This is a genomic window from Arthrobacter sp. efr-133-TYG-118 (assembly GCF_030209755.1).
Classification (GTDB): domain Bacteria; phylum Actinomycetota; class Actinomycetes; order Actinomycetales; family Micrococcaceae; genus Arthrobacter.
Window position 1 is genome coordinate 248,917 of sequence record NZ_JARVRH010000010.1, and the last position, 17,182, is coordinate 266,098.

General features: G+C 61.9%; 11 protein-coding genes. 5 read left to right on the forward strand and 6 right to left on the reverse strand.

The features are described 5' to 3' along the window. The first annotated feature begins 61 nt into the window (after positions 1–61). Both QRN59_RS10035 and QRN59_RS10040 read left to right on the forward strand, forming a co-directional pair. Positions 62–7,774 (forward strand): SpvB/TcaC N-terminal domain-containing protein, encoded by a 7,713-nt coding sequence (locus QRN59_RS10035; RefSeq protein WP_284982363.1) that lies wholly within the window; start codon positions 62–64, stop codon positions 7,772–7,774. Between the two features lie 54 nt (positions 7,775–7,828). Further along, positions 7,829–10,927: a tetratricopeptide repeat protein gene (locus QRN59_RS10040; RefSeq protein ID WP_284982364.1), complete on the forward strand. Its 3,099-nt coding sequence runs from the start codon at positions 7,829–7,831 to the stop codon at positions 10,925–10,927. A gap of 34 nt (positions 10,928–10,961) precedes the next feature. On the opposite strand, the gene QRN59_RS10045 is transcribed toward QRN59_RS10040, so the two are convergent. Further along, complete coding sequence (locus tag QRN59_RS10045; RefSeq protein ID WP_284982365.1) at positions 10,962–11,531, reverse strand: hypothetical protein; 570 nt, start codon at positions 11,529–11,531, stop codon at positions 10,962–10,964. A 644-nt stretch (positions 11,532–12,175) separates the two neighbouring features. Between QRN59_RS10045 and QRN59_RS10050 the strand changes: the two genes are divergently transcribed. Further along, a complete protein-coding gene (locus QRN59_RS10050) occupies positions 12,176–12,367 on the forward strand; it encodes a hypothetical protein (protein WP_284982366.1) in 192 nt (63 codons plus the stop codon). Here the strand turns inward: QRN59_RS10050 and QRN59_RS10055 are convergent. The 3 genes from QRN59_RS10055 to QRN59_RS10065 form a co-directional block, all read right to left on the reverse strand. Further along, positions 12,336–12,551 carry a hypothetical protein gene (locus QRN59_RS10055; RefSeq protein ID WP_284982367.1) on the reverse strand — a complete coding sequence of 72 codons (216 nt, stop codon included), beginning with the start codon at positions 12,549–12,551 and terminating at the stop codon, positions 12,336–12,338. The genes QRN59_RS10050 and QRN59_RS10055 overlap by 32 nt on opposite strands. A 257-nt stretch (positions 12,552–12,808) precedes the next feature. Continuing rightward, on the reverse strand, positions 12,809–13,033 hold the full coding sequence (locus QRN59_RS10060) for a hypothetical protein (protein WP_284982368.1): 225 nt from the start codon (positions 13,031–13,033) through the stop codon (positions 12,809–12,811). Between the two features lie 167 nt (positions 13,034–13,200). Then, positions 13,201–13,947 (reverse strand): hypothetical protein, encoded by a 747-nt coding sequence (locus QRN59_RS10065; RefSeq protein ID WP_284982369.1) that lies wholly within the window; start codon positions 13,945–13,947, stop codon positions 13,201–13,203. Between the two features lie 764 nt (positions 13,948–14,711). Here QRN59_RS10065 and QRN59_RS10070 point away from each other — a divergent pair. Beyond that, positions 14,712–15,509, forward strand: coding sequence for a TIGR04255 family protein (locus QRN59_RS10070; RefSeq protein WP_284982370.1), 798 nt, complete (start codon positions 14,712–14,714; stop codon positions 15,507–15,509). Between the two features lie 371 nt (positions 15,510–15,880). Continuing rightward, positions 15,881–16,429: a hypothetical protein gene (locus tag QRN59_RS10075; protein ID WP_284982371.1), complete on the forward strand. Its 549-nt coding sequence runs from the start codon at positions 15,881–15,883 to the stop codon at positions 16,427–16,429. A 23-nt stretch (positions 16,430–16,452) separates the two neighbouring features. Here the strand turns inward: QRN59_RS10075 and QRN59_RS10080 are convergent, their stop codons facing one another. Then, the gene (locus tag QRN59_RS10080; protein WP_284982372.1) at positions 16,453–16,698 is read right to left on the reverse strand and encodes a hypothetical protein; all 246 of its coding nucleotides are present in this window, start codon (positions 16,696–16,698) and stop codon (positions 16,453–16,455) included. A 4-nt stretch (positions 16,699–16,702) separates the two neighbouring features. Continuing rightward, positions 16,703–17,182, reverse strand: a complete 480-nt coding sequence (locus QRN59_RS10085) for a hypothetical protein (protein WP_284982373.1) — start codon at positions 17,180–17,182, stop codon at positions 16,703–16,705.

Here is a 17,182-nt window from a genome sequence, read left to right on the forward strand (position 1 = left end):
GCCCGGCCAACGAGCCCTCCGAGCCTTCGGCGCCGCCTGCGGCAGCCGGGAGTGCTGGATCATGAGCGGACCTCAAGCTCCGGAGATCGCCGTCCCGAAAGGAGGCGGCGCCCTCTCAGGACTCGGCGAAACCTTCCAGCCCGACCTGCACACCGGTACCGGAAACCTCACGGTGCCCATCCCGTTGCCTCCCGGACGCCGGGGCATGACCCCCTCCCTGTCCCTGTCCTACAGCACCGGTGCGGGCAACGGGCCGTTCGGGCTCGGCTGGGCGTTAAGCGTGCCGCAGGTCAGCCGGCGCACCGACCGGGGCATCCCCCGCTACCAGGACACCCTCGACACCTTCGTGCTCTCCGGGGCCGAAGAACTGGTGCCGGTACCCGTGGGAACGGCTGCCCCATCACCAGCCAATAGCGCCGTGACGGTGAGCCGCTACCGGCCGCGCACCGAAGCCGGGTTCGCCCGGATCACCCACGTCACCGGCGGGAACGGCGATTACTGGGACGTCCGGGCCACGAACGGGCTGCGGAGCTACTATGGCACGCCCCGGGCGGGTGGCGCACCGCCAGACTGGACCGACCCGGCCGTAGTCGTCAACACCGGGGGTGGAATCTTCACCTGGCTGCTGACAGAAACCATTGATCCACTGGGAAACCGGATCGCCTACACCTACCGGGCCGGGGCCACCGGGTCCCAGCGATATCTCAGCGAGGTGCGCTATGGCGACTATGGCGACCCAGCAGACCCCACATACCTCGTCAACGTCCGAATCATTTACCAGGATGAGGACCCGGGCGCGCGCCTTGAGCGGCCGGACCCGTTCTCGGTCCGGAGACCCGGCTTCGAGCTACGCACCACGTTGCGAGCGAAACGGATCGAGATCTGGACCCAGGCCAGCACACCCGTCAAGGCCACCACGGTCCGCCTCGACTACATCGACGAGATAAGCCAGGCGCCGAGCAACCGCGTATCGCTGCTCGGACGCATCCAAGTACAGGGCCATGACGGCGGCAATGACGAGCTGCAACCGCCACTCGAGTTCGCGTACAGCGGCTGGGACCCGGCCTCACGCCGGTTCCGGCTGGTCGGGCTCGGGCTGCCGGCGGTCCCGCTGGGCACCGGCGGGTTGGAAATGGTCGACCTGTTCGGCGACGGCCTCCCCTCTCTGCTGCAGCTCAACGGAACCGCACAGTACTGGCGCAACCGGGGCGCCGGGCTTTTTGACCCGCCGCGTTCTATGGCCGGCACACCGGCCGGGGTCACCTTGGACCAGCCCGGAACACGTCTGACGGATTTGAACGGCGACGGCCGCACCGAACTCGTCACTTCATCGGGTACCCGGACCGCAGCCTGGTCCCTGGCCGCCCCGGGCGATGTGCCCGGAGCCCGGGCGGGTTTCGACCCCGCCAGTTACACGACCAGCACGGCCCCAACATTCCCGCTGACCGACCCCCAGGTCCGGCTGCTCGACCTCGATGGCGACCACAGGACGGACCTGCTCCGCGCCGGGAACCCCCCGCTGATGGCCTTCAGTGATGGCCGCGGCGGCTTCTCCGGCCTGCAACGGCTGCCCGCGGCAAGCAACCTGCCGCAGCTGGATTTCACGGACCCGCGGGTGCAGCTGGCGGACATGACCGGTGACGGGCTCACCGATATCGTTCTTGTCCACAACCGTGCGGTGACGTACTGGCCGAACCTCGGTTACGGTCGCTTCGGTCCGCCCGTGTCCATGGGCGGTGCCCCTGCCTTCAGCGACGCTGCTTCCTACACCGGCACAGGGTTCGATCCCCGCCGGCTGCTCCTTGGCGACGTCGGCGGCGATGGAACCGCCGACGCGCTCTACATGGGCGACGGACAGGTCACGGTCTGGGTCAACCAATCGGGCAACAGCTTCGCCGCGCCGGTGGTGATCCGCGGAACGCCCCGCACCAGCGACCTTACCCAGGTCCGACTCGCCGACCTGTACGGATCCGGTGTGCCAGGCATCCTGTGGTCAGGGGTCGGGCCCAACAGACGCACCGCTTTCCTGGACCTGACCGGAGGAGTCAAACCGTACCTGCTCACCGGCATCGATAACCACGCCGGCGCCACCACCACGATGACGTACGCGACCTCCACCATCTACGCCACCCGCGATCGCAACGCGGGCAGTCCGTGGCGCACCACCCTGCCGTTCCCGGTCTATGTGGTGGCCAGCGTGACCACGAACGACGCTTTCGCCGACACGGTCCTCAGCACTGCCTTCGGCTACCACGAAGGCTACTGGGACCCGGGCGACCGGGAATTCCGCGGATTCGCCCGCGTCGAACAGACCGACACGCTGGGACCAGCCGCACCCACTCCACCCGCCCCCGCAACAATCCAGCCGATCGACCCGCTAGCCACCCCGACGTCGGTTCCGGCGGGCTTCGACCCTGCCGGAGCGGGCAACCTTCTTGCCAACTTCAGCTTCGACACTCCGTCTGCGGCCGGCCCGAGCACCTTGATCACCTCCGTCGAGCAGCCCTTCGGCAGCGGTGGGTCAGCCGCGGACTCTTGGACCACATGGAATATCGCCGCCACGACGACCACCACAGACCTGTTGCCCTCGACCCTGCCCTACGGCAGGGGAGGGTCCATGGTCCACATCACCACAGGGGCTGCCGGGTGCGGGGTGGTGCAAACATTCCTTCCCGCGAACACCGGCCCCGCGCAGGTGGTGTCGTCTGCTTGGATCTATGTGCTGCGGGGCAGCGTGATGATCGGCACCGGCGACGGGGGCAATACCGCCAGCGACGCTGTCTGCGACGATACTGGCCAGTGGATGCTCGTCGAGGCCGGCAACCAGCACGGCCCGGGCAATGAGATCGTCATCTACTCAGCCAGCGCAGAAGGGGCCGAGTTCTACGTCGACCACGCGTGGGTCCGGGTACCGTCGGGGCCGGTAGAGCCAGTGGACAGCCCGCCGGTGCGCACCGTCACCTGGTTCCATCCCGGCCCCGTCGGCCCCCCGCAGGGCGCATGGACAGAGCTCGACTTCAGAGCCGAATACTGGCCGGACGATCCGCCTCTGGCAGCACACGTCGATTACACCGCGCTGCCGGGCGCGCTGTCCCGCCCGTCGCTCCGCGAAGCGGTCCGGGCGATGCGTGGCCGGGTGCTGCGCACCGAAACCTACGCCGACGACGGGACCATCCGGGCGCCCCGGCCGTACGAGGTGCACGACTCCTCCTACCAGGTCGCGCCTGTGCTTGACGGTCGCAGCGCCGAAGATGCAGGCTGGCAGGCGGCGCCCGTGGTCACGGTCCGTCAAACGCTGTCCCGGTCGGCGGTCTGGGAACGCGGCACCGAACCCATGACGAGGCTCCAACTCACCGGCGGCTACGACGACTACGGTCGTCCGCACGCCAGTGTCGATGTCGGTGTTCCGCGGGGGCGTGATCCACGCGCCGCAGGTTCCGCGTGCCTGGCCACCCTCACCACCACTGATTTCGCCACCCGCGACGACGCCGGCCTCTACCTGACCGACCGGGTATCGCGGACCGCCCGCTATGAATGCCATGACGATGGTTCCCTCCCCGTTCTCCCTTTCGGGGCGGCCGCACTCACCCGCGAGGTCAACACGGATCTGCGCGGCCTCCAGCTCACCCGATACGACGGGCCGGCATTCGACGGCCTGGACCCCGGCCAGCTCGGCGACCACGGGCTGGCGGTCCGTACCGAACACCTCGTGATCACCCCGGCGCTGCTCGCCGAAGCCTGCCAACCCGGCCCCGGCGGCGGTGTGGGCAGCCCTTTCCCGCCCTACCTCAGCGCCGACGGAAGCGCCCCGCCGGCGACCTGGCCAGCTGACTACCCGGACGCCTTCCAGCAGGCTATCACCGGCGCCCCCGACGCCCGCGGCCAGCATTTGGGGTACGTCTGGCATCCCGACGGCGGAGGGTACATTGCCGGCTATTATGCTCAGACTTCCCGCCTGAGCTACGACATCCAGGCCACCGGCACCGGCCGCGGACTGGTCATCGTATCCCGGGACCCCTGGGGTGGAGACACCGCCACCGGCTACGACGAATACAGTATGCTGCCGGTCACCGTCACCGACCCTGCCGGACTCACCACCACTGCTGGCTATGACTACCGGTTGCTCAAACCGATCCTGATCACCGACCCCAACGGTAACCGCACCGCGGCCGGGTACACCCCGCTCGGCCTGCCGTTATTTACCGCCAAGCTTGGAAAGGACGGGGTCGCCCAGGGGGACACCCTCGAGCAGCCCGCCGTCTATTATCAGTACCATCTGACTGCTTGGGACGACAGCGTACCCACGGGAGGTTCCCCGGTCGGCCCTCGGCAGCCTATGAGCGTCACGACTGTGCGGCGGGTCGAGCACAGATGGACCATCGTCGACCAGGAAAACGCGCTCCGCACCGCCGCCGGCCAGCCGCCCCTGACCGAATCGGAAATCGCCGCTCTGTTCGGCCCGGACGAACAGACCAACCACCCGGAACGGTTCATCCACACGGTCGAGTTCAGCGACGGCCTTGGAAGGCTGCTGCAGATCCGTACCCAAGCCGACGATTTTGTGATCGACGACCTCGGCGTGGCCGACGACCCGGAGGTGGCGGCCGGCGCGGTCACCGGCCACCCCGCCGCGCCCGGGTCTCCGCCCGTGGTCGTCAGCAGCTGGACCATCTACGACAACAAGGGCCGCGCCGTCATTAGCTACGAACCGTTCTTCGATACCGGTTACGACTACGCGGCGCCCGGGGACCAGAAGCTAGACTCTCTGGCCCGGACCGTCCGCCATTACGACCCGCGCGGGCTGTGCGTTCGGACCATCGCCGCGGACGGCAGCGAAACGCTTACCCTCCGCGGGGTGCCGTCTGACCTGAAGGATCCGGACAGCGCAGCACCGACCGCCTGGGAGACCTATACCTACGACGCCAACGACAACGCGGGCCGCACGCACCCGACGGTCAGCCTGTTCTTCGCCGCGCACTGGAACACCCCTTCGAGTATCCTGCTGGACGCGTTCGGGCGAACCATCGCGGCCACTACGCGCAACGGCGCCGAGCCCGTGGTCACAACCACCGGGTACGACATCGACGGCCATCCGGTAACCGTGACTGACCCATTGGGGCGGGATTGCGCGGCCACCTTCTACGACATGGCGGGCCAGCCATGGCGGACCTGGCTGTTGGACGCAGGCACCACCCACACCATCAGGGATGCCACGGGAGCCGCGATTGAGCAGCGGGATTACAAGGGCGCGCTAATCCTGGCCGACTTCGACCCGGCGCATCGGCCGCGGTTCGGCTGGGCCGCTAGCCGCGCTGGCCAAACACCGACCCTTCGCCTCGTCACCATCTATGGCGATGACCCGGCCGGTGCCGGACTAACCACCGATCAGGCCCTGGCTGCCAACGCTCTCGGCCAACCTGTTCTCGCCTTGGACGAGGCAGGCGCTTACTCCACCGGTGGCTACGATCTGGAGGGCAAACCGGTTACCGTCACACGTCGCATCCTGCGGCCCGACCTTCTTATTTCCGCCCTCCCTGGCCCTGGTACGGCCAGCGGCGTCTGGGACAACACCAGCTATGCCGTGGACTGGCAACCCGCCGGCGACGAAACCTATGCCGTTCACGCAGATACTCGGCTCGATGGATCCGGATACAAGAGCGATACCGTGCGGGACGCGCTGGGCCGAACAATCTCAGAGACCGGCCCGACCGATGCGACCGGGACGCGCTGCCTGTACAGCTATAGCTATGGGCGTGGCGGCGGCATCACTATGATTAGCCTGAACGGCACCCCTCACATTCGAACGGCCGCCTACGATGCCCACGGTCGCCGCCTTTTGGCTCAGCTCGGCAACGGTCTGCTCCTTCGTTACCTTTACGACCCCCGAAGCTTCCGCCTCGCCCGCGTACACGCGGTCCGCACCACCCAGCCCAACCCAGCCAGCTGGCAGCCCAACGGACCCGTACTTCAGGACCACAGCTACCGCTACGACCCGTCCGGCAATCTCCTGACCCTCGCCGACAGGACTCCCGACTGCGGTATCGCTCCGGCCGACCCGAACGAGCTCGACCGCAGGTTCGCTTACGACCCGCTTTACCGGTTAACCGCCGCCACTGGACGGGAAACGGATATCATGCCCGATCAGCCATGGCTGGAAACACCCCGAAGCCAGGACATCACCCGCACGCGGGCGTACACCGAAACCTACAGCTATGATCCCGTCGGCAGCCTGCTCAACCTGCGCCACACCACGGATGCGACGTCGACCGGCGCCTACACACGCGCGTACATCCAGGCTGATGGAAGCAACCGGCTCGCCACCATGACCGTCGGAACGCTCACCGCCAACTATGGCTACGACCCGTCCGGGAACATGATCGCCGAAACCACCAGCCGGTTGTTCGAATGGGACTACGCAAATCGGCTCGCCACGTACCGCACTCAGGCAGGGGCCGAACCCTCCGTCTACGCCCAGTACCGTTACGACGCCTCCGGGAGACGGGTGATCAAACTCGTTCGCAACCAGAATGGGCCCAACAGCGTGACCATCTACATAGGTGCCGGATTCGAAAGAACCCTCTACACTCAACCAGCCGCCGGCACTACCACTCACGACACACTGCACATCCTCGACTCCGCCAACCGGATCGCCTCCATCCGTCGCGGCGACCCCATCCCCGGCGATCCCATGCCGCCAATCACATACACCCTGTCCGACCGCCTCGGTAGCAGCACGGTCGTTGCTGACCCTACCGGCGTGCTGTTGAACCGGGAGGAATACACCCCGTACGGAGAAACGTCCTTCGGTAGCTATGCACGAAAGCGGTACCGCTACACAGCAAAGGAGCGAGACGAAGAAAGCTCCCTGTACTACCACGGAGCCCGCTACTACGCGCCCTGGCTAACCCGATGGACAAGCTGCGACCCCTCCGGTGTGTCGCGGGACGGGCCCAATCTTTATGCGTTTGCAAAGGACAATCCAACAAACTGGACGGACCCAACTGGCCACTCGGCTGTGCCTGCTGTCACGTTGCCTGTGACGGAGGCGGGGCCCGCCCTAGCACGCGCAACTGCGGCTTGGGGCGTGGAGGCTGAAATACTTGCGGGAGGTGCGGCAGCGCCCAGCGGAGCGGCAGGTGGCGTTCTTGCTACCGTCGCGCTGCCCGCCGTCGCTGTCGTTTCCGCTGTGATAGGCGTGTATAGCCTGTACAGAGTTGGAAAATCAGCAATAGAACTCTACGGTGCTCAAAAGCGATCTGATCATCTAGCCGAACGGCTGCACCAACAGGTAGATCTTGCTTGGAAAAACGGCGTCATCACTGATCACGAGTACCTTCTCTACAGGTCGACTGGAAATCTCGTTGTACAACTGCGCAGTACAAGTGAAAGAGAGAGACCTAGTCAACACATCGAGTCTCCAGCGACCGAGCGAGGGAACAGACCAACCGTGTCAGCGGCGAAACGTCAGCAGGTACAGCTCAATCGGGCCGAAGGTAAGAAATTCGAGCAAGATCTCAAGAATGCTTACGAACAAGCGGGCTTCGAAGTCAAGCCGCAGATGAGCTTTGAAACCCCCCTGGGCGTTCGCATCCTTGACCTAGGCATTTACAAGAACGGCCAATTGTTGGAGCTCATTGAAGCAAAGGCAGGGCAAGCCGCTTATCCGAGACAGCAACGGCTTAAGGACATTTCGATCTCAGGGACGGAGCGACGCTTGGTGAACGTAATACGACCGGACGCGCTCACTCTTCCTCAAGCGTCAACGCCAAAATGACACGACCACGCTTTGGACCTTCGCCAGCAGAGTGCACCATTTCGAATAGATTTGGTGCCGGTTGCTGGCCAGCGGATCTTTCGATCGGCATGGTGGACAGAGTTTACCGGATTAGAAATCTTGGAAGATTTGTTTCAAAACCTTATCGAGAGAGGCGGTATGGCCGAATCTAGAGTCGTATTCCTGAGCCATGCCTGGCTCGATCAGAGTCCATCGCGCGTGGCGGAGAACCCGCGTCGCGGGCTGGCTCCCATGCTGCGCGACTGTCTCATGAAGTTAGGAATCAAGGTCTTCTTTGACGACGCCGATATTGAGGACTTTGATGCAATCGGAGATCGAGTTCGGGCGGGAATGGCCGAGTCAGCATTGTTCTTGTGTTGGTACTCTGACGCATACGCCAGCCGGAGGGCGTGCCATTGGGAGCTCACGGCTGCCGTAGCCGTCGATCCCTCTCGCGTCTTCGTTATCAACCCCGAGCCCGCCATCGAACACATCTTGCCCACGTCCCTGCGCGCGAACCTGATTGTGGAGGTGCCGCTCGCGGACAACAAGGAGGGCTGGGCTGCGCTGACCCGTCGAATTGCCGATCGCGCTCATGCGACACACGGCACCTTCACACAGATTATCGATGCGGATGCGGTGCCTTGGTACGGTGACCCGCCGTCAAGGTTCCATCGATTTGTGGGGCGCGCGTCAGACCTGTGGAGGTTGGACGACCTGCTACGGCCACCGCCTGCTGTTGCGGGTGGAGACCCCGTACCCCCTGCTGTCGTCGTTCGGGGCATGGGTGGCTTGGGCAAGACCGCACTAGTACGTGAATACGCCAGCCGCTTCGCCGCAGCCTACCGAGGCGGAATCTTCTGGCTCCGGCTCAACACCCCAGTCGAGGCTGTGCAAGGTCCAAAGCACATCCGGCCTATACTCGAGACTCAGCTCGGACTCATTGCACGTCAGTTGCGTCCGCTCCAGATCCGTCCGGGTGACACCGATGTGAACGTCCCGCCTCCGAGCCATGACGATGTCATCGCCCGTCATCTCGACGCTCTCGACGGGGCCTTCCTCTGGGTTGTCGACGATCTCCCACCGGGCCTATCCGCCGCCGAGTTTGCTTCCGTGCTGCCACCGATCAGAGGTGGCCGAACTGTTGTCACTACCCAAGGGTCTACCTATCGGCACGTGCCCAATCTGCCGCTCAAGGTTATGAACAACGAAGAGGCCATCGAGCTGCTCCTGGCCCAGAGGCACAATGCGGAGGATGCAGACAAGAACGATGCCCTCAGGTTGATTGCCAAACTAGGTAACCTGCCACTGGCGGTCGACGTCGTCGGCGCATTAGTCGCCATGCCCGGCTCTTCCGCCGGCTCTTTGCTTGCCGAACTAGGTAGGCCAGGAGACGAATTATCCCTAGTTGAGGAGGCGGCGCGCAATGCCTGGACTTCCGTCTCCCCGACCGGCCATGCGGGCAGCGTGATGGCCACATTTACGCCGAGCATACGCCGGCTTAAGGAGGATGCTTTCATGCTTCTCGCAGTTGCCGCGACGGTTAATGTGGGACCGCTGCCAGTGCAAACTCTATTCTCCGTAGTGCGGCACTTCACAAACGGGGAACTATCCACCGCCGGGACTCGCCAAGCGCTGGGCGAGCTACTAAATCTCTCTTTAGTCCGCGGTTTGGATCCAGATACCATCGAACTGCATGGCTTGGTCGGCCTCTCTGCCCTGCAGTACGTTCAAAATCCTGAGGCCTTCCACGCTGCCGTCGTTGAGGACGTATCAACCCAGATCTTTGAAAGCCTTGGGGACGTCGAAGACATCGTCACCCATCGCAATAATTTCCGGCTGGCCGCTTTCGGAGCATCCCTTGCCCTCGAAGCACGGTCACCGGACGACACCTTTGACCTTCGCACATTGCGGGCCTTGGGCCGTTTCTTGCATGTCGAGCAGCGCTACCCCGAGGCCGCGCAGATCCATGGCCTGGCGGTCGAGAAGGCCCGTTTGGAGAGCGGCGGAGCGGAAACGCGGTCATCGCTTACCGTGGCAGCCGATTTGGCACTCGATCTCGGAAAGATCAAGCCCGGCTCCGAAGCCAAGGATCTTGAGGTGGTACTAAAGGCAATGAGGCGTCTATATGGGGCTGATGACGTCGACGCGCTGACTATTCAACATAACTTAGCCAACGCAACCTTCAGCGTGGACCCAGACCGTTCTCGACGGCTTCACCTCGACGCTTACGAGCGCCGACTTCGGACGCTGGGTTCCGAGCATCCACACACCCTGTTCTCGTTACATAGCTTGCTCGCCCAAGGGATTACTCCAAAGCCGTACTCGAACGCAATCGCGGCGTATACCGACCTCATTGCCCGCCGCACCCAAGTGCTCGGTAAGAACCACACGACGACGCTGACCAGCCTTAGCAACTTCATCGATAGACTGATACGCGACGGAAATCCATCAAAGGCACTACCCTTGGCACGCGAACTAGTGGAATGTCGCCGCGCCCTGTATGGCACGGACCACGGGGCTACCTGGACGGCTAGAGTCCGTCTGCTTTCCGTACTAGTCCGCTTGCCCGATCCACCGGACGAAGAAATCCACAATGAACTAGTTGCCTTTAACTCGATTCCGGACTCAGTTGACCCCAGATCCGTGGTCAACGCACTCGCGTCAGCAGGGGAGATGCTACGTCGCGCGGGACGGTACGAGCGTGCCCTCGACCTGCACGAGTTAGCTTGCAGGACCGCTTCGGTTCGACTGCCGGCCGATGACGGCGCCACCCTGCTGGCTGAGCACAATCGCGCGACCCTCATCGGGACGGCGGGTGCTCCGCAGACGGCGACAGCCATTTTCGACGACCTGGTCCCGCTGATGATGAACGCGCTCGGCCCCAAAAACCGGCTGACGCTTCGGGCGCGGCGCCAGCAACTCATCATGTTGGCTCGAGGCGGCGGCCCGCAGCAAGCTATTCCGGGCCAGCAAGACCTGACTGAATATTGGCGCAAGGAGCTCGGCGAGAACAGTGCATTCTACGCCGAGGCACTCGGCGATCTCGCAGAATCCTTCGGCATCCTGGGCCGCGCGGATGAGCAGCGCCACTATCAAGAGCTCCAGCAGCAGGTGGCTGCAGACGTTGGTCAGGAAACCGGATGGGTGTGAGCTGCCTAACGCTCAGCCGACAACCGGGGCCAGCTTATGGATCATTCCTCGACTGGCCGGGCGGTCGCGGCGGCGTGAAATCGATGGCTCCTAAGACGGGCCGGGCATCGCAAACGTCCGCGATCAGGCCGGCGTAAGAAAGGAGCGTGCTACGGACATCAGCAAGCTCCTTGCGCAGCATCTCGGCCCTATCCCACTGCCGCTCCCAATCGATCGAACTGATTTCCGCAGGTTTTCGCTCCTCATAGTCACGCAGCATTGGGTGCCAATATGCGAGCAGGGGCCTGATGGCGCCATTCAGCATCGAGATCGACAGCGCAGCGAAAGAAACGGTACTCTTCCGGGCGAAGTCCGGGTGTGCTGTAGCCGCCCCGTGCCGTCGGAGCACGTCGCGCGTCACATCGAAAAGGGCGTAATGCGATGTCAGAGCCTCCCGGAGCAGCCCTTCTCCCGGGCGCATCTCAGCTAGGGCAATGCGCGTGGAGAGCTCGACCAGCATCTCCCACGCAGCTGAACGTTCGGCGTCATCCGGTCGCCAAGTGCCACCCACCTTGCCCAGCCCCCACGGGAGGCCGATCTCGGCATTGACTTCTTCTAGCGGCATAAACACTCCAGATGACCAGTTGTGCTAAATGCGTAAAGCATACGCCGTCAGGCTGAGTTAGTTTTGTGCGCCGCGTTTTTTTACACAAACGCTTCAGAACCGTGGCTTCCAGGTCTCTGACAAACTCCAGCCGAGTCTTGTCTCATCCAAGTCCCCAAATCTGAAAATGGCAGTTTGATTCAGGACCGGGGTGACGGCTTGAATCAGGACCACCTCACGACTCGCCGGTTGGTTGAGACGGTCTGAATCAGGACCACACTCAGTGTTGCTTCTAGCCGATGTAAGCAACACTTGGAGGTCCGGATGAGGGTGCACTTGGAGCTGTTTGCCACTCGGACGGGACCAACCGGCCGAGCACCCGCGCATCATGTCTTCTGGTCCGGTTCGTTCTGAGTCGCTGGTACCGGACCCAAAGCGTCGCACCAATGCTCGCGGACAAGACGATGAGGAGGAACCAAACGGGGAGGAGAAGTGCAAGAACAATGATATTGCAGCCCGCTCCTGCGATGGCAGCTACGCAGGTGAGGAGCAGCATGAGCGCGCTGTTTCGAACGGATCGCTCAGCACCACCAGCGGGTGCTCTGGTCTGGTGCTCTGCCGGAGGGCAAAGCGATTGACCATCGCCGTCTCCGAATGGATCCGCTATGTTGACCTGGCAGATCGCGGATCGACAATACAGCCACTCACTCCCGCTGGACGCTCCGGTCTCTGAGGTAACAGAGCTGGTGGAGATCTGCATCGCGAGCCAGGCGCTCCATAACGAGCACATGGCCGTTGAGAACAATCGCATCCGCGGCGACGCCGTCAGCAACTCGTGGGAGTGCCGTCGGCGGTGACGTAGGTCACCCTGTCAATCGCGTAGTAGGCGCAAAGTCCGTCCTTCGGGAAGTGAACCCCAACGCAGTAGATGCCCTGCAACGTCCCGACGTTGTGTCCACGGTCAATGATCTCGCCGATGTCCTCCCGGCCTTCGACCCGAACTAGCTTCCGGTCCTCTTCACGCGTCCTGAAGTTTGCCATGCCTCCAAGATTGGCCCTCGTCCGGCCAAACGTGTGGGAGGAAGGAGCGTGTCGGATCGGTTGAGTTCGAACAAGGCCTCATGTGGAATGCAAACGCAAGTATCCGGTGGAGGTCCCCATATTGGGAAAGCCATTGCTTCATCATGGTTGCGGTCGAGAAATGTATGCTCGCCCGAAGCGATGTCGATAACGGAAGTGCTAGGTTGAGCGGCCAAATCTACAACGAAGCAATCATGCACGCGCGCTTCTCTGATCTCTCAGAGATGCGCGCGTACGCCCGCAAGATGATCGGTCATTGGGACCGGTCGCGGGAAAAGCCCTTCAACATGAAATCCGAGTTCGACGTCCAAAGCGGGGGGGCCGTTCATCTGGAGCTTCGCGAACCATGCGGTCAACCTGATGCGGACCATCATCGAGCTCTCCGAGGCGGACCGAATGCTCCACGCGATGCCGCTGATCCGGCTCATGGTCGAGAACGCCATGACCGCGATCCGGCTCTACCTCGAGCCAAGGAACGCTCGAGCAATCATCAAGGAAGGCTTCCGGCAGAGAAGGGCCGCCTTCGGCACAAATTGTAAATATGACCCCATCAGGCTAGCGGGGCCACCAAGCTCGCCTTGCTGAAGTGTCTCGTCTACGAGAATGTTGATTAGGTGGGGGCGCCGTCGCCCGTTCCAACCACTTGGGCGTATATCGCCGCCAATTCGTCCGGGTTAGTCTCGAACCAATCCGGCCCTCCTGCGTCTTCCGCCCTAAGTCCCCGCATTGTTAGGATGCCTTGAATTACTCGCTCTAGAAGAGCTGCATTATCCGTTCGAGCAATCAATCCTAGGCGGGGCTGTTCGGGCAAAGAAGTCCGGTGCGCAGCCATCCGCTGCCCGACGCTTGTAGTTGTCATACCAACTCTTATTGGCCACCGTAGGTGGCCCTCCACTTCGGCTATGCGCCGATATGTGGGGAGGTAAAACGCATATACATACTGGTCGCCGGTGCCAACACACGCATCTGCCTCAGACTCTGCCTCGGTGTCCTGGGCCAACACTTCCTCGGAAAAGTCTGTACTGGAGGAATCCGCATAGCCATTGGTCTGCAACTCGACGTTTGAAGTACTCACATCCACAGGGCCCTCATCACGAACCGCTAATCGATATATACCAAGCATTGGATTTTGAGTTATTCCTTGCCCCCCAAGCATGGCCAGCGCCTTCTTCACCCTCAGCGTCGTCTTACCCCGCGGAATTTCCTTACCGCCCACGGAGGCCCACTCTCGCTCTACCGCTAGGACAAGATCTGATCTTGACGTAGCTCCATGAACTTCTAGATGAGCCACGAGGAATGACGCAATTGCCGAAGGTGTTGGCTCTTGACCTATCGCAGCAATGTCTTCCAAGTCCATGTGGCGACACTACCGCCCGAATAGGGATTTATAGCTAGCGAGGGGCAGCGAATCGAGAATTTGGGGCGTTGGTCAATGCCTTTCTCGATCGGCTCAGTCGCCTTGAACGCCTACATCCAGGCGTGAATCATCTACATGCCCAACGATATTGGCACGACTGTTCAGCGGATCCTCAGTTAGGTAGCCGACTGCTCCATCTTGCGAAGACACTTCAGACAATCCACCGCTTCGGTGACGTTAGTGACTAGGATGGACTCGCTCTGACCGCACCATGGGTGCAGGTCGCCTCCGAATCCCTTCCAGACCCCCATGACACTTGGGTCATAGTGCATCTGACGCTTTACCGGAGGCTTACGAGTCTGGTCTGCCATGGCGGTATCCCTTCTGTAGACGTCTCTTCTTTCGGAATGTCGAGGGCAAGCGTACTCTCCCATCCCCTAAGTGGCATCCGCCGGCGACTCGCCAAAGAGAGTGTCTTGCATGTTTGGCTTGCGTACCAGATTCCCCGTATTCGGCGGTGTATTTACAACTTGTCGCATTCCCAGGTTGCGTCGCCCCGGTTCACGCGTGGTGGCCGTAGCGAGGGCTCATGAATTGGAGCTCAGGTGGACCCCGGAGGGGCGGGGTCTGTGCCTTCTGCGGCCGATGTGGGTTGGAAGTGCTTGGCGTCCAAAATCGTCCAAGCGGGGAAACGGGTAGACCAGCGTCTGCGCGCCGCGTCTGGGCTCGTTCGGGTCGATGTAGTCTAGGTGCATGATCTGGACGTGGGTGCGAATACTGTGACGACTCAGGCTGAAAAGGTTCGTAGACGCTATTCGAAGCCGCCGGTGGTTGAAGCAATCGCTCGTTTGAAGTTTGCTCAGCCACTGGAATGGGCCATTACGACCCCGGGCCTCCTTTACGAGAGAGTTCGGGACATTTATCCTGCTGCACCTGAAGCTAGGAACGTGATGCGCGCCGATGTGGCGCAGGCTGGTGGAGAGGGAACCGGTCCAGGCGCTAGCTTGTCTTTCAGCACGGGCCCCCAGGAAATGGTCTTTCTTACGGGAGCGCGCGATCGCCTCTTGGTAGTCGGTCCAGAAGCGATATCTGTGCACTCTCTCCCGCCGTATGAAGGGTGGGAATCTCTTGAAGGCCGGTTGTTTGAAAATCTCAACCGACTAGCAGACGTCCTACCTCCCGAAACAAAGTTCAGCGAAACGAGTGTTAGGTATATCAATCAGGTTGAAATCGCTGAGTCCGAGGTTGATCTAGGCAAATACATGACAATATCTTTTCAATTGCCACCCTCCTTTCCGCAGCAACTCACGGGATTTCTTGACCGTGTGGAGGTCGTCTACCCTGACGCACCCGCGAAGTTGGCGTTTACCTGGGCTTCAACCCAATCGACAGATACACATTCGAGATTTATTCTGGATCTTGACCTCACTGCTAGCCCCGATCAGGCATTGAACTTTGTGGAAGCGCGGGCTGCGTTGAACGATTTGAAGGCAAAAGAAACAGAGGCTTTCGAGGGGTTAATTAGGGATCGGCTGAGGGAGCAATTCGGTGAGATCGACTGAAGTGATGGAAGGAAGCAGCTACCCGGCCAGCAGGGCCCTCTCCAAAGTTGGAACATACGCGATTTCCATGGCGGTTTTGCCAAGTCTTGTCGTGGGAACTGTTGTCACGGTGCGCCCTAGTGAGGAAGGTTCTTACACTCGGGCAGCAAGCTCTGCGCTGTCGCAGTTGGGTTCGGAAGTTGATTATCGACTCTTAATTGCGAATTCTGTGCTTCGTTTCGGGGCTGCGACCGAGCTCGAACCTCAGGACGTCACGGTCTCTCGCGCTCCAACTCGATTGCGCAAGCTTCGCGCCCGAGTTGTGAAGCGTGAGCGCGTGTTGCAGTTTTCTGAGAGTCAGCAGGAACTGGAGACCTGGCTCGGGGCAGAGAATGTCTGAATCTTGGTACGAAGTTGTGCACGAAGCGGGGCTCGAACAAGGAGACATCTTCTTTCGCTGCCCCATTTATCGCGTTGAACGGTCTCTCGTCGAAAACGGTGAAACAATCGCGGAGGTGATCGAAGAAGAGATTGACGTGATCGTTCTAACACAAACGTGCGACCTAGAGAACAATAAGGTTGATGAGGTTCTAGTTGCAACGGTGACGAGTTATGCCGAACTCGTCGCCAGGGAAGGGGAGAGGAACCCCACAATAAAGAGTAAGAATTTCCGTAAGGCTGCCGTTGACGGTGTTCTGCCGCCTTACGCGGTGCTACAAGAGCGGCAAATGGCCCCCGGACTGGCCTGGTCACTGGTCGATTTCCACAACTTGTTTTCGATGCCGAAAACTCTTTTGACGGAAGTTGCTTTCAAGAGTGGAGAGCGATTGCGACTCGTCCCGCCGTACAAGGAGCACCTTGCTCAAGCCTTCGCTCGATACATCATGCGTGTTGGCCTTCCGTCCACTCTGCATGACTTTGTGACAGTTGCGCCCGGCTAAGGTGATCGCCGGGTAGTCGCCCATCAGCTGTGCTCTACGTCGGGGGCCGGCGTGTCCAGCGTCAGCTCATGCGCGTGGTCCCGGTCCGCGATCTGTCGGGCATAGCGCTGCTCGTCGACGGTGATCCGGACCTGAGCGGGGTCGCCGCCGGTCGTGACAAACACAGCAGAGCGTTCGTCGGTTATCCGCGCGACTGCCAGGAGCGAAACGCTCACGAACTCGTCGGTCAACGCCTTGGCCAGAGTCTTGTGCTCGGGATCAGCCATCATTCGTTCAGTCCTTCGTCTTGTCGTTGCTTCCTGGGGAGAGCGCCAGGCTCTCGCGCTCCTTGTAGACCTCGTAGAGTGTCCGGCCGGTGCCATCGACCTGCAGGAACGCCAGGAGCGCCTGGTCGACGTCGATCATCTCTGCGGCCACGAGCGCCAGCTGCGCTTCGAGCCAGGTCTTCATGACCCGCCAAGCCACCCGCTCAGCCTGGGCGCGGCTGGTGCGCTCGGCCTTGCTCCCGGACTTCAGGCGGCCAGCTGTGTCTTCGGCGGCCAAGAGCCGCTGCATGCGATCGACGCTGGCCGGGAGTGAGAAGGCCCGCTGTCCGTGCGGCGTGCCCAGCACGAAGTCGATCGAGCTGGGCACGCCGGAGGCGTCGTAGTCGACGCTGATCCGGCGTGCCCCGTGCTGCGCCAGCAGGGCCTGCATCTCGGCGACGGTCTGCGCCGCCGAGATCTTCGTCGTGTAGTTGACCGGCGCTGCCAC

What these genes read in the sequence shown, in the direction of transcription:
- QRN59_RS10055 (WP_284982367.1), bottom strand. Translation starts at nt 12,551, where the DNA reads ATGGCAAACTTCAGGACGCGTGAAGAGGACCGGAAGCTAGTTCGGGTC.
- QRN59_RS10060 (WP_284982368.1), bottom strand. Translation starts at nt 13,033, where the DNA reads ATGGCGTTCTCGACCATGAGCCGGATCAGCGGCATCGCGTGGAGCATT.
- QRN59_RS10080 (WP_284982372.1), bottom strand. Translation starts at nt 16,698, where the DNA reads ATGATGGCTGATCCCGAGCACAAGACTCTGGCCAAGGCGTTGACCGAC.
- QRN59_RS10065 (WP_284982369.1), bottom strand. Translation starts at nt 13,947, where the DNA reads ATGGACTTGGAAGACATTGCTGCGATAGGTCAAGAGCCAACACCTTCG.
- QRN59_RS10050 (WP_284982366.1), top strand. Translation starts at nt 12,176, where the DNA reads ATGTTGACCTGGCAGATCGCGGATCGACAATACAGCCACTCACTCCCG.
- QRN59_RS10075 (WP_284982371.1), top strand. Translation starts at nt 15,881, where the DNA reads ATGTCTGAATCTTGGTACGAAGTTGTGCACGAAGCGGGGCTCGAACAA.
- QRN59_RS10035 (WP_284982363.1), top strand. Translation starts at nt 62, where the DNA reads ATGAGCGGACCTCAAGCTCCGGAGATCGCCGTCCCGAAAGGAGGCGGC.
- QRN59_RS10045 (WP_284982365.1), bottom strand. Translation starts at nt 11,531, where the DNA reads ATGCCGCTAGAAGAAGTCAATGCCGAGATCGGCCTCCCGTGGGGGCTG.